This is a genomic window from Chishuiella sp., from assembly GCF_032109125.1.
Taxonomy (GTDB): domain Bacteria; phylum Bacteroidota; class Bacteroidia; order Flavobacteriales; family Weeksellaceae; genus Empedobacter.
Map to the genome: position 1 here is coordinate 376702 of NZ_DAMCLZ010000001.1, position 14718 is coordinate 391419.

Consider the following 14718-nt stretch of genomic DNA (forward strand, 5'->3'; position numbering starts at 1 on the left):
AGTGAGGTTTAATAGATTAAACCTCATTTCTTTTTTTGGGGCAATCCCTTTGGGTCGCGCTTTCTCGCTCTCAATCTTTTTACTTCGCTAGGACGCTCCGTAAAAAGGATTTCCGCTACAATCGCTATTGCTATTTATTTGTCGATAATCAAACTTGTAGTCCTTAGAAAAAGAACTTGTTTTTCAGAGACCTGATTTAGCCAATGATAACAATCTTGTAAAGTTGTTTTTATTGAGTACTTTGAGATAACAACTCGGGCGATGAGCAACAGTAATGTTACGTTTTAATTCAAAAATAAAAAAACAACTCAAAGAAGAGTTGTTTTCTATTTTTATATTAGTAAATGATTTTTATTCAGATAATTCTAACCAACGAAATTCTTTTTCTTCTAATTCATCTACAATTTTTTGTAATTCATCACCAATTGTAGCAATTTTATCATAAGCCAAATTAGGATCAGATAGTAAATTAGTTAGTTCTTTTTTCTTGGCTTCTAATAAAGGTAAATCTTTATTGATTTGTTCTAATTCACGTTTTTCGTTAAAAGAAAGTTTTTTAGGTTTATTTTCAACTTTATTTTCTTTTACCTCTGTTTTTATTTCCGTCGTAATTTTCTTTTCAACTTTTTTATCTTCTGTTGTAATTTCAGGACGATTTTTGTTTTCGATGTAATATTCTGTGTATGTTCCCATATAACGAGATATTTTACCTTCGCCTTCAAAAATCATTAATTCATCAACAACTTTATCCATGAAGTAACGATCATGAGAAACAACCAAAAGACATCCTTGGTAATCTTCTAGAAAACTTTCTAAAACTGTTAATGTAGGTAAATCTAAATCGTTTGTAGGTTCATCTAAAATTAAAAAGTTAGGATTCTTGAATAGAATAGATAACAATTGTAATCGTTTTTTCTCACCTCCACTTAATCGAGATATAAATGTATGTTGTTGTTCTGGAGAAAATAAAAACATTTCCAAGAATTGTTCAGCTCTCATTTCTTTTCCACTTGCCAATGGAAAATAGTCTGCAATATCCTTCACAAAATCTATTACACGTTCATCTTCTTTGAATGTGATTCCTTCTTGTTTAAAATGCCCAATATTTAATGTTTCTCCTCTTTCTATATTTCCAGCATCAGCATTTTCTATGCCTTCTAGCATTTTTAGAAAAGTAGTTTTACCAACACCATTTTTACCAACTAATCCTATTTTACCACCACGAGCAAAAATATAAGAAAAATCATCAACAATTTTTTTTGTCCCAAAAGCCTTAGAAACATGCTCCATCTCGATAATTTTTTGACCTAATCGAGTCATTACCATTTCTAACTTTACTTTTTGGTCTACAATTCTATGTTTTGCAGCTTTTTCTGTATCGTAAAAGTCATCAATACGCGATTTAGATTTTGTAGTACGAGCCTTTGGCTGTCTTCTCATCCATTCAATTTCTTTTCGGTAAAGATTTTTAGCTTTATCAATTGTTGCGTTTTGGTTTTCTATTCTCGATGCCTTATTTGTAATATATGTTTCATAATTTCCAGAGTGTACATACATGGTTTGATCTTCCATCTCTAGTATTTTAGTACAAATAGCATCTAAGAAATAGCGGTCGTGTGTAACAAGAATTAATGTTTTGTTTTCTTTATTTAAGAAATATTCTAACCACTCTACCATTTCTATATCCAAATGATTGGTAGGCTCATCTAAAATTAGGAGAACATAACCATTCTCGAAACTAAGATCAATTAGAAATTTAGCTAAAGAAATACGTTTTCTTTGACCACCAGATAATTTTCCTATTTTTTGATCAAGAAAATCAATTTTTAATTTAGAAAGGATTTCTTTAATAGTTGGCTCAACTTTCCAAGCATCTAAAAGATCCATTTTACCCATTAAATCTACAAGTTCTGGATTTGTTGGGTCATTTTCTATCAAGTTATCATATTGATGAACAACATCTAAAACTTCATTAGAATGATTAAAGATATATTCTTCTCCTTTTAAATTTTCATCGAAATCATCACTTTGGTCTAGCATTAGAATTTTTACTCCTTTACCAATTCTAGCTTCGCCAGAATCTGGAGTTTCTAATCCTGCTAATATTTTTAATAAAGTAGATTTTCCACTTCCATTTTTAGCAACAAAGGCGATTTGATCGCCTTCGTTTACATGAAAGTTAACATCTTTAAACAATGTTCTTATTCCGTATGATTTTGTAAGATTTTCGACTGTAAGAAAATTCATTTTATATATTTATTTTTAAAATACTAAAAGTGAATTTTTTATACTTCATCCGCTTCAACTTCTTCTCGTAATTCACGTTTAGCTTTATTCACTTTTATCGTTAGAATGATCAAAGATAATACAAAACAAATACTTCCAATCATAATCAAATTATTTAAATGTGGTTGTATGAGTGAAGGATCTCCTTTCTCTATGAATAATATTCTAAAAATTTTAAGGTAATGTGTTAAAGGAATACAATCTGATATTGCTTGTATCCATTTTGGCATTTGACTCAATGGCCATGTAAAACCACTCAAGATAAAGCTAGGAGTAGCAACAACCATTAATACTTCTGTTGCCTTTAATTGGTTTGGTAACAAAATACTTACTAGGAATCCCATAAAACAAACAGCTAGAATGAAAATTAAACCAGAATATATAAATGGCCAAAGTTCCGTTTCTAGTTTCATATCATAAAACATCCCAAATCCATAATATAAAAGATAAATGAATATTGACATAAAAACATAAGGAAACGTTTTTACAAATAGTATTTTGAATGGATTTGATGCTTTAGAAACTAATTCTTTAAAAGTGCCTGTTTCAAATTCTTGAGCAAATGACAATGCTAAGCCTAATAATAAAACTTGTTGAAATACAGTTAATAAAACTCCAGGAAGCATGAAATACAAGTAGTTTCCACTTCGTATATTTTGTCTTATCATTGTTGATTTAAATGGCTCATAATTTTGAGCTGCTGCAAATTCAGGAACGCCTTTTTTCTGTAGTGATTGAATTGTTATACCAGCTTTCATTGTTCCTAATACTGTTGCTACTGCAATAGAAGCGGTATTTGATGTTAATGTATTAGAAGCATTAACAAAATATACAATTTCAGGATTTTTCTGTTGTAGTATGTCTGATTGAAAATTTCTAGGAATAACAAGAACAACATCTGCACCATTTTTTAATGCAATATCTTTGGTATTGAATGTGGAAGGTAATATTTCAGCTACCTTTAATGATTCATTATCATCAATCATTTGTATAACCTTTTGACTAGTTGTTGTATTGTCTTCATCAACAATAACAATTGGTAAATTAGTTACACTCCCTTTTTTATATACATTTCCTATTAATACACCATATAATATTGGCGCTCCAATGAATAGAACAGGGAGAACAGGATTTTTAAAAAAAAGTTTGAATTCTCGAATAATTAAATGAAATATATTTTTCATCTTTTTTCTATTTTGTAGTTAAATCTAACAATACATTAGCTTGAGTAAATAATTGAGCAGCTGCTTTTACATCAGTTGGCACAACTTTAATTTCATATAATGATTGTTGTTGATTAACATCAGGATAAGGTGTATTAATATTTGCATAAGAGCTTAAAGCTTTTATATATACAATTTTTCCTTTTAATTTAAGATTGTTTTTATAAGGAACAGTTATTGTAACTATTTGGTCTTTTTTTACTTTTCCAGCTAAGTTTTCTGGAATAGAAAAACGGAAAAAAGTTGTTTGATCTAATATTCCACTTGCAATTGCATATCCAGCAGATGCCAATTCACCAACTCTTAAGTTAATTGTTTCAATTGTCATATCTTGTTGAGCTTTGACATTTTTTTCATCATCAGCAACACCAACTTCTTTTAATGCTCCTAATGCTCTTTCTTTTTGTCCTAAAGCCATATGCTGTTGTTCTATACGAGCTCCATCTTCAGCTTCAGTTAATTCAGCAACTGCTGCTATATATTGATTTTTAGCTCCTTGATATTTAGTGTAAACTTCATCATAAGTTTGCTGAGGAACTAAACTATCTCTAAGCATATTTTTAAGACGTTTATTAGATTTTTCTGCAAAGTCTAATTGTTCTCTTAAGGCATTAACCTTAGCTCTCAATTGTTTGATTTGATTGTTTGTAGCGCCTTTTTTTGCCATATTATATTGTGCATCTGCAGAGTATACAGCTCCTTCAGCTTGACTTTTTTTAGCATCAACTTCAGGAAGTTCCAGAATAAATAGAGTTTGTCCTTCTTTTACTTGATCACCTTCATGTATTAAAGATTCTTTTATTCTTCCAGGAATTTTAGTGACAACAGAAATTTGATCTCTTTCTACTTTTCCTTGAAAAATAGATTGTTCTGTAGTAGTATCTGAAGATTTACAATTTGATAATAATAAAATTCCAGTAATTGTATATATATAAGGTAAAATAGTTTTCATGTTAGTTTAAAATTTTATTCAATAATTCGCCTGATGTATGTAATATCTCGTATGTTTTTGATCGTTGATCTAAAATTTGTGAGTAATAACCTAAATTAGCTTTGTAATAATCATTCTCAGCAGATAATCTTTCTGTTACATCAATTAATCCTTGTTCAAATCTTTTAGATGCAATATCAAGATTGTTTGTTGCAACAGTATTTTGCTGTTCATTTACTTTAAGTTTTTCATTAGAAGTTTCATAATCAATTTTATTTTTATTTAGAAGAAGGTTTAACTTTTCTTTAGTGTCTTCAAGTTTATTTTCATTGATTTTTATATCAGATTTTACTTGATAAAGTTTATTTTTATGTTGTCCTCCATCAAATATTTCCCATTTTGCTCCAACACCTACAAGAATATTTGGAAAAAAAGTTAATTGATTAACTTTTAAGTTTACATCCTTATTGTTTTCGCCAACGTTTCTTAGATTCATTCTTTGTCCAAAAATAGAGGAGTAATTACTATTTGCAAATGCAAAAACTTGAGGTAGATGAGCTCCTTTTTCCTTTTTGTATAGAAACTCATAAGCTTTTATAGAATGTTCTAGAGCTTTTATTTCTTGTTTATTTTCTAGTGAATATTCATTAGAAAATAAATCAATTGGAGATAAGTTATAATGGATGATTTCTAAATTATCTGTAGGAAGATGAGTTAAAGTAGTTAATTTATCATACAATAATTTTTTTGTTCCGTTTAACTCTATTTGTTTAGTTTCTAATTCTAATAAAGCAAGTTTTATTTTTTCTCTATCATAAGGTATTGCTAATCCATTTTGTATTGCTTTTTGAACTTTTAAATGTTCTTTATTTAACCTTTTAGAAGAACTATTTATTAATTCTTGTATTTTATCTAACAACATGATTTGATCAAAAGTTTGTATAACATCTTTAGCTATACTTTCTTTTTCTGATTCTGCTAAATAATCAAAAGCTACATTTTTTTCTTCAATTGCTTTTATAGCATTTGGTATTTGTAAACCAGAAAATATAACTTGTTTAGCATTTACACCAATAGATCCAATAAACATAGAAGTGTTAAAGTTTTGATTTCCTTCAAAAAGTGTAATTCCTAAGTGATCTAATGATTTTGTAGGTATATCTATTGTTCCATTTGAATAGAAAAAACTTCCAAGTGCTAAGGCAGAGACATCAGGTTTTAATTTTCCTTTTATTTCTTCCATTTGGAATTTATTTTTTTCTATTTCTAAAAACTTATTTTTAATGCCATAATTTGTTTCAATAGCGTTAATAATAGGAGTTCTAAGTTGTTGGTTTATTATATTTTGAGCATAACTAATTTGACTTAAAGTTATACTTGAAAAAAAACTCCAAAATAAATTTTTTAACATATAATTATTTTTTTTAAATCTTTTATAACAAAAACTAGACCAATTAAAAGAAATAAAAAAAAACAAAAAGAAATAAAAAAAATCCTAGTTTTAAAAATAAAGCTAGGACTTCCAAAAAATACCTATAAAAGGTAGCATAGTTCAATATATTTTAATATTTTTTATCAATAAGATTTATTGTTTCATTTAAAGATTCTTTTATCATTTTTTGTAAATAATCAGTTGTAATTTTATTAATATCTTTATCAAAATATTTCGTTCCTCCAGCAGTTTCACTATACTTTAAAGTTTTATTTTTAAGATCTATAATATTGATATATAAATAAGTTTTAGCAACATATTCATTTTTGTTATCTTCATTATAACTAATTACTGGCTTAACGTTTATTAATAATAAATCATTTAAAGAGGTTATGTTTTTTAATTGATTGAAATCAATTTCATTTAAATTATCTTTTGTCACCAAACCGTTTGGTAATATATTTTTATTTAAATTATTTATAATTTCATAATTATAATGATTGTCATTTAATATCTTAACAGAAGTATCATTAATGTCTTTATTTATATTAAAATTTTTATTTATGTCTAGTAATTGATTATTAATCTTTATGTTTGATTCTTTAGATTTATTACCAGAGAAACTTATGGTATCTACATTTATTGAAACAGCTAATTTTTCTACTGGTACATCAAGTGCATTTTCGTATACTATACTATCAGTAATTTTTGTATCAGCTTGTTTTTTATGTTCACAAGATTGAAGAGCAAAAATTAGTGTTGTTATTGTAAGGATTAAATAAAATTTATTTTTCATGTAATAAAGTTTTAATAACTCAAAGTTAATTAATTATAGTTAATAACATATAAATAAAAATTTTTATTTATATGTTATTTAATGTTTCGAGAAATTTTTGCATCGCAATTGTTTTGTAAGCTTCTTTTTGATAAATAATACCAGCTTCTCTTATCATTTTATCCCCTTTTATGGGAATACTTTGTAAGTCTTTTTCACTTGAAACAGTTGTTTGCGCAAGAATGGTACTCCAATCTCCAGTTTTTACCATTTCTAATAAAGTAGGAATGTCATTTATTTCAATTGAAAATATAGGTTTTATATTTTCTTTTTTCAATCTTTCAATAATAAAATGTGTAGTACTATATTCATTAGAAGGCATTATAAGACGATAATTAATAATATCTTTTAAATTTATTTCTTTCATTTTTAAAACATTTTGTTTAGAAGTAACAAAAGACATTTTTGATGAGAATAGTTTAATATATGCTAAATTAGGAGTATTTACATCATCTTTAAAACTTAAAATAAAATCTAATTTAGAATCATCTAATAAATGAATTAAATTTTGTGTAGTATTAAAGGATATTTTTATTTTTATTGAAGGAAAATTTTTAGTAAAATCTTTTAATGCTGTAACTAAAGTTAATCGTAAACCGTAAGAGACACCAATTCTTAATTCTCCACTTTTTAGATTTTTCAAATCTTGCATTGCGAGAAAACCTTCATTAGATTTGTCTAAACTTTTTTTTGCATAAATAGAAAAATTTTCACCAGCTTCAGTTAATACAATTCTTTTTCCAATTCGATCAAATAAGGGAATTCCTAATTCAATTTCTAATTGTTTTATTTGCTGAGATAATGTACTTTGACTAATGTGTAGATACTCTGCTGCGGCAGTAAAATTCAATAATTCTTTAGCTTTGAGGAAGTATTTTATTTGTCTTAATTCCATTTTTGTTAATTGGTTTTATCGATTGATTTAATCGAAATAAAGTGTTTTTCAAATTTATATAAAAAAAAGAAATTTGTAGTTCTTAAGTTAATAAAGTTTGTTGTGCTAACTTTTGAGTTAATTTTATAAAATATTTAAAGTAAATAATGAAAGTTTATCCCTTAATAGAAGGTCATTTCTCTGTAGATAAAAATAAAGATTTTTCAATTCTTAATAAAAATAGTAAAGGTCTTAAAATGGCAATACAACCTTTCTTAATTCAAATTAATAATGAAAATATTTTGTTTGATATAGGATTGGGATGGTTAGACAATAATCAACCAAAAATAATTAAAAACCTTAAGAATATTAATCTTCAGCCAAAAGATATTTCGAAAATATTAATTTCTCATTTACACAAGGATCATATCAATGGTTTAGTTAATACAAGTTCTGAGGAGTTAGAATTAATTTTTCCTCAAGCTGAAATATTTATTCAGAAAAGAGAATATGAGTTTGCATTAAGCCAAAATGAAAGTCATTCGTTTGATTTTAAAATTTTAGATTATATTATTAAAAATTCTAATATAAATTGGTTAATAGATGATGAAGGAGAAATTAACAATAAAATTCAATATAAAGTAACTCCTGGACATACGCCATATTTACAATCTTTTTGGATAAATGAGGATAATAAAACAGTATTTTATGGTTCTGATAATTTACCATTAGAAGCATATTTTAAATATCATTTAGCTTATAAAAGTGATTATAATGGAAAAGAAGCAATGGAATATAGGATTGAATGGGAAAAAGAAGCAAAAAATAATAGTTGGGAAATATTATTTTATCATGATCTTAAAAATCCTGTAGTACAATTTTGATAGATTTTTATAATCTCACGTTATGAAAAAAACTATAATTAAATTAAATATAGAAATTAATCTTTTTTAATTTAATTATAGTTTTGTAAAAAGGATTTAAAATAACAAGTGTATTCTTATTTCTTTTTAAAAAATCTTCTAAAACCTTTCTTCTTTTTTTCTTTCCTTTTTCTTGCAAGAAATTCATTTAGGCTTTCATCAATTTCAGTTTCTTCTACATCACCAATTAAATAGCCCCAAGGTTTTAAGTCATCAATATTATCAAAGACAATCTTCATAAGAGCAAGGATAGGAATTGATAAAAACATTCCCATAATTCCCCAAGCCATTTCTCCAATAACTAAACCTATTACAACTACAAGAGAATTTACTTTTACTTTAGAACCTACAATTTGTGGCATAATTATATTTCCATCAATAGCATGTACTACTGCAAAGGCTATTAGTATGAAAAAAACTTTTGCAGAAGACATTGTTGCAAATGTTATAATCGTAGTAATAATCAATGAAATTGTTATCCCAACGTATGGAATAATATTCAGGACACCAGTTAAAAGAGCTAATATAAAAGAGTATTTTAGTCCAAGAATAGTAAACGCTATAAATGCTAATACAGATACAATAATCATTTGTAGAAATAAACCTATTAAGTATTGTTTTACAACTTTTTGTATAGCTGTTATTACATTAAAAACTTGATCATGCTTTGTAGAATCAAATACATAATATAAAAATTTAACTAAATGTCTTCTGTAAATTAATAGAAATACAACATATAAAAATGTAAATACAGTAGTGATTGCTGCTGAACTAACAATAGAAATAACTTTTTCAATTACCACTGTACTTGTTTCAATAGTTGATTTTATATTCTGACTAAGATAATCTAATTGAGTGCGAGAATTAACTCCGAAATTATGATGTATCCATCTTTGTATAGAATTAAAAGCATCTATAATTTGTTTTTGAAACGTAGGCCATTCATTTGCCATTTCAGCTAGTTGTAATACTATTAAATAAATAATTCCTAATATCAATGATGCAAATAATAATGTTGTTATAATACTTGCAATAGCTCTTGGAATAAATAAAAACTTCTCGAAAAAATCACAAAGAGGTGTTAATAGTATGGATATCAAAAAACCTAAAATAAGTGGAACAAGAATTTGTTTACCTATGATTGATATAATAGATAAACAAATAATAATTAGCAATGAGCATGCTAGTTTTAAATAAAAAGGCCATTTATTAATGACTTCCATAGTAAAATTGATTTGTGTTTATAGATAAAATTATTATTACAGTAATTTAATAATAAAATTCGTTAATACAAATATATCAAAAAACCCAACATTTATTTATCAAAAAAATATTGGGTTGATCAAATTTTTTATTTTAGATTTTTTTTTAAAAAACAGCTTCAGCAATTCGTTTTGTATTTGCCGAATTACTCATCGTATAAAAATGTAAACTAGGAATGCCAAAGTCAATTAATTCTTTACATTGATTAATACACCATTCCATTCCAACTTCTTTTATCGCTTCCTTTGTTTTAGCTTTCATTACTTCTGTAGATAAATCTTCAGGTAAATCAAGATAAAAATGTTGAGGTATAGATGTTAATTGATTTAATATTGTTAAAGGCTTTATCCCTGGTATTATAGGAACATTAATATCCATTTCTCTACATTTTTTTACAAAATCAAAATATTTCTGATTATCAAAAAACATCTGTGTTACAATATATTCAGCTCCTAATTCTACTTTCTTTTTTAAATAATGCATATCCATTGCCAAATTTGGAGATTCAAAATGTTTCTCTGGATAACCAGCAACACCAATACAAAAATCCATTTTATGAGGTTCCTGTAAATCTTCATCCAAATATTTTCCTTTATTCAAATCACTCACTTGCTCTATAAGCTCAGAAGCATAAGCATGTCCATCAATTTTAGGAACAAATGTTTTTTCAGATTTTATAGGGTCACCACGAAGAGCCAAAACATTGTCAATTCCTAAGAAATTAAAATCTATCAAAGCATCTTCTGTGTCTTCTTTTGTAAATCCTCCACAAATCAAATGAGGGATCGCATCTATTTTGTAATGATTTTGTATTGCTGCACAAATGGCAACTGTTCCAGGTCGTTTTCTTACCTGATATCTTTTCAATAAACCTTTTTCTCTTTCCTTATAAATAAATTCTTCTCTATGGTAAGTAACGTCTATAAAAGCAGGTTTTAATTCCACTAAAGGATCCAATGTTTTAAAGGTACAATTTACATCTTGCCCTTTCAAAGGAGGTAAAATTTCTATGGAAAATAATGTTTTTCCATTTGCACGTTTTATATGTTCAGTAACTTTCATTAATTTATTTTTCGTTTAATAAAGTTCAAATTTCATTTTGAGAACTTTTATTTTTTTTATTTGGGCGACCGGGCTGGCTTTCCGTTACAATCTTTTTCTAAGAAAAAAGGATTTCCACTTCAATCCCTGTCGCATTTATTATCTGTTTTATTTATTATTTTTCAAATGAATAAAACACTTTATTTAACTTTCTCTAAAATTTAATCAGCCAAATTCGGTGCTAACCAACGTTCAGCTAAATCAACAGGAATATTTTTTCGTTTTGCAAAATCTTCTATCTGATCCATCTTTATTTTTCCAACCCCAAAATATTTAGCTTGTGGATTTCCAAAATAATAACCAGAAACCGAAGAGACAGGATACATAGCCAAAGAACTTGTTAAATGAATATCAATATTATTTTCAACATCCAAAATCTTGAAAATAGTTTCTTTTTCTAAATGATCTGGACAAGCAGGATATCCAGGAGCAGGACGAATTCCTTTATACTTTTCTGCAATCAATTCGGTATTCGACAATGTTTCATCTTTTGCATATCCCCATGCTTCAGTTCTTACGTATTTATGTAAATATTCTGCATAAGCTTCAGCTAATCTATCAGCAATAGCTTTTACCATAATCGAATTATAATCATCTAGATTGTCTTGATATTCTTTAGCAAAATCTTCTATTTCCGTTCCTGCTGTAACAGCAAAGGCACCAATATAATCTTGTATTCCAGAATCTTTTTCAGCAATAAAATCTGCAATCGATAGGTTAGGAGCGTTTTTAGATTTTTTAGCTTGTTGACGAATCGTGTAGAAATTATCTATTTTGTTGTCATTTTCATCTAGTAATTCTATTGTATCATCATTAACAGTATTTGCTTTGAATAGTCCAAAAATACCTTTTGGTTTTGCAAGATTTTCTTGTTCAATTCTATTTAGCATTGCCAATGCATCAACATACAATTCTTTTGCATTTTCTCCTACAACTTCATCTTCTAATATTGCAGGAAATTTTCCATGTAAATCCCATGTTTTGAAAAAAGGAGTCCAATCAATAAACTCTTTTAGATCAGACACATCTGCATGATGAGTGTAAACACCCAATTGATTTGGTTTAAAAGGTTTATTTTCTTTAAAATCAACTCTTAATTTATTTTTTCTAGCATCTTCAATGGATAAATATTCTTTTGAAACTGCTCTGTTTAAAAAGCCTTCTCTAATTTTTGTGTATTCAGCTTCAGTTTCTGAAAATAATTCATGTTGTTGCTCTCCTAATAATTTAGTACATACAGTAACAGAACGAGAAGCATCTAAAACATGAATAGCTTTATCATATTCAGGTGCTATTTTAACAGCTGTATGTGCTTTAGAAGTAGTTGCTCCACCAATCATTAAAGGAATATCAAAATTAAGTCGTTTCATTTCTTTGGCAACATGTACCATTTCGTCTAGGGAAGGAGTTATTAAGCCAGAAAGTCCAATGACATCAACTTTTTGTTTTTTAGCTTCTTCAAGAATAGTTTCGCAAGAAACCATCACACCAAGATCTATCATTTCGAAACCATTACAACTCAAAACAACTGAAACAATATTTTTACCAATATCGTGCACATCACCTTTTACAGTAGCGATTAAAATTTTAGCAGGTTCTTTATCCGATTTATTTCTAAGTTTTTCTTCTTCCAAATAAGGAGTTAAATATGCCACAGCTTTTTTCATTACACGAGCAGATTTTACAACTTGTGGTAAAAACATTTTTCCGCTTCCAAATAAGTCACCAACGACATTCATTCCATCCATCAAAGGACCTTCAATTACTCGTAATGGTGATTCTATTTTTTCTAAAGCCTCAGCCGTATCTTGGTCAATAAATTCAGTAATACCTTTTACTAAAGCTATCTCTATTCGCTTTTCTAAAGGTAATTCTCGCCAAGCATCATCTTTTTTCTTTTCTTTTGTAATACCTTTTAATCCTTCGGCAAAGTCAATTAAACGCTCTGTAGCATCATCTCGTCTATCTAAAAGGACATCTTCTACATGTTCTAGTAAATCTTTTGGAATATCATCATAAATCTCAATCATTTCGGGATTTACAATTCCCATATCCATTCCATTTTTTATGGCATGATATAGAAAAACAGTGTGCATTGCTTCACGAACAGCATTGTTTCCTCTAAAAGAAAACGAAACATTCGAAACACCACCAGAAACCATTGCATGAGGTAAATTTTCTTTGATCCATTTTGTCGCATTAAAAAAGTCGATTGCATTTCTACGATGTTCTTCCATTCCTGTTGCAACAGGAAATATATTAATATCAAATATTATATTTCTTGGGTTGAATTTTACTTCATTAACCAAGATATAATAAGATCGTTTTACAATTTCTATTCTACGTTCGTAGTTGTCAGCTTGTCCTTTTTCATCAAAAGCCATAATAATAGCAGCTGCACCATAACGTTTTATTTTTTTTGCATGTTCTATGAAAAGTTGTTCTCCTTCTTTCAGAGAAATAGAATTCACAATTGCTTTTCCTTGAACATTTTTTAAACCAGCTTCTATAATTTCCCATTTAGAAGAATCTATCATAATAGGAACTCTAGAAATATCTGGTTCAGAGGCAACTAATCGTAAATATTTAACCATAGAAGCAACACCATCAATCATTCCCTCATCCATGTTGATATCAATGACTTGTGCACCACCTTCAACCTGGTCGCGAGCAACTTGAAGTGCTTCTTCAAATTTTTCTTCTTTTATTAATCGTAAAAAACGTTTAGAACCTGTTACGTTTGTACGCTCTCCAACATTTACAAAATTGGAATTTTCTCGAATAATTAGTGGTTCTAATCCAGAAAGTTGAATTTTTATACCTGACATCGTTCATCTATTTTTCTTGGTTCATATTGTTTTGCTAAATCAGCCATCAGTTTTATATGATTAGGAGTTGAACCACAACAACCTCCAATTATATTCACTAATTTTTTGTCTAAAAAAGGACGTATATTATCTAGCATCATTTCTGCTGTCTCATCATATCCACCAAATGCATTTGGTAATCCTGCATTTGGATAGGCGCTTACATAGAAAGGAGCTTTTTCTGCAAGAACTTCTAAATAAGGAATTAAATCTGATGCTCCTAAAGCACAATTTAGTCCAATAGAAAGTAAATCGATATGTTCTAATGAAATAAGAAATGCTTCTGTTGTTTGTCCAGATAATGTACGACCAGATTTATCTGTTATTGTTCCAGAAGCCATTAATGGTACATTTATTCCTGTTTCATCAATAGCATCTTGTATTCCAAAAAATGCAGCTTTGGCATTTAAAGTATCAAAAATAGTTTCTACAAGTAAGGCGTCAGCACCAGCTTCTAGCATTGTTTTAGCTTGTCGATAATAAACATTGGCTAATGTATCAAAGTCTATATCTCTATAACTAGGATCGTTAACTTGTGGAGATATAGATGCAGTTTTATTCGTAGGACCTAGTGAGCCAACAACAAAACGAGGTTTATCAGGTGTAGAATATTCTATACAAGCTTCTTTTGCTAAACGTACTGCTTCATAGTTTAATTCATCAACTAAATCAACCATGTCATAATCAACCATAGAAATTATATTAGCATTGAATGTGTTAGTTTCTAACAAATCAGCACCAGCTTCTAAATATTCTCTATGAATGTCTTTTATTATTTTTGGTTGTGTAAGAACCAATAAATCATTATTTCCTTTTAGCGAAGTATGAAAATCCTTAAATCTTTCTCCTCTGTAATCTTCTTCTTGTAAATTGTGCTTTTGTATCATAGTTCCCATAGCACCATCAAGAATAACAATTCGTTCTTTTAATATATCGTTTAATGTCATTTTGTATAAAAATTTGACTGTATAACGAAAGTGGAA

At 27.9% G+C, this 14718-nt stretch carries 11 protein-coding genes; 1 reads left to right on the top strand and 10 read right to left on the bottom strand.

The features are described from left to right. Positions 1-351: 351 nt before the first annotated feature. From RT575_RS01640 to RT575_RS01665, 6 genes are all read right to left on the bottom strand, one after another. Positions 352-2247: an ABC-F family ATP-binding cassette domain-containing protein gene (locus RT575_RS01640; protein ID WP_313578313.1), complete on the bottom strand. Its 1896-nt coding sequence runs from the start codon at positions 2245-2247 to the stop codon at positions 352-354. Between the two features lie 38 nt (positions 2248-2285). Continuing rightward, positions 2286-3470 (bottom strand): ABC transporter permease, encoded by a 1185-nt coding sequence (locus tag RT575_RS01645; RefSeq protein WP_313384352.1) that lies wholly within the window; start codon positions 3468-3470, stop codon positions 2286-2288. Between the two features lie 7 nt (positions 3471-3477). Beyond that, the gene (locus RT575_RS01650; protein ID WP_313578315.1) at positions 3478-4461 is read right to left on the bottom strand and encodes an efflux RND transporter periplasmic adaptor subunit; all 984 of its coding nucleotides are present in this window, start codon (positions 4459-4461) and stop codon (positions 3478-3480) included. 1 nt (position 4462) lies between these two features. Next, positions 4463-5851: a TolC family protein gene (locus tag RT575_RS01655; RefSeq protein ID WP_312356291.1), complete on the bottom strand. Its 1389-nt coding sequence runs from the start codon at positions 5849-5851 to the stop codon at positions 4463-4465. A 151-nt stretch (positions 5852-6002) separates the two neighbouring features. After that, entirely contained in the window at positions 6003-6668 is a 666-nt protein-coding gene (locus tag RT575_RS01660) for a hypothetical protein (protein ID WP_313384350.1), read from the bottom strand. A 67-nt stretch (positions 6669-6735) separates the two neighbouring features. Then, complete coding sequence (locus RT575_RS01665; RefSeq protein ID WP_313384349.1) at positions 6736-7602, bottom strand: LysR substrate-binding domain-containing protein; 867 nt, start codon at positions 7600-7602, stop codon at positions 6736-6738. A gap of 146 nt (positions 7603-7748) precedes the next feature. On the opposite strand from RT575_RS01665, the gene RT575_RS01670 reads away from it, so the two are divergent. Then, the gene (locus RT575_RS01670; protein ID WP_313578318.1) at positions 7749-8465 is read left to right on the top strand and encodes an MBL fold metallo-hydrolase; all 717 of its coding nucleotides are present in this window, start codon (positions 7749-7751) and stop codon (positions 8463-8465) included. Positions 8466-8581: 116 nt separating this feature from the next. Here the strand turns inward: RT575_RS01670 and RT575_RS01675 are convergent, their stop codons facing one another. From RT575_RS01675 to RT575_RS01690, 4 genes are all read right to left on the bottom strand, one after another. Further along, entirely contained in the window at positions 8582-9727 is a 1146-nt protein-coding gene (locus tag RT575_RS01675) for an AI-2E family transporter (protein ID WP_313384345.1), read from the bottom strand. 145 nt (positions 9728-9872) lie between these two features. Further along, a complete protein-coding gene (gene metF / locus RT575_RS01680; protein ID WP_313578320.1) occupies positions 9873-10829 on the bottom strand; it encodes a methylenetetrahydrofolate reductase [NAD(P)H] in 957 nt (318 codons plus the stop codon). Positions 10830-11029: 200 nt separating this feature from the next. Continuing rightward, entirely contained in the window at positions 11030-13696 is a 2667-nt protein-coding gene (gene metH, locus RT575_RS01685) for a methionine synthase (protein ID WP_313578322.1), read from the bottom strand. Next, positions 13684-14682: a homocysteine S-methyltransferase family protein gene (locus RT575_RS01690; RefSeq protein ID WP_313578324.1), complete on the bottom strand. Its 999-nt coding sequence runs from the start codon at positions 14680-14682 to the stop codon at positions 13684-13686. Before RT575_RS01690 ends, metH begins: the two co-directional genes overlap by 13 nt. Positions 14683-14718: the final 36 nt, after the last annotated feature.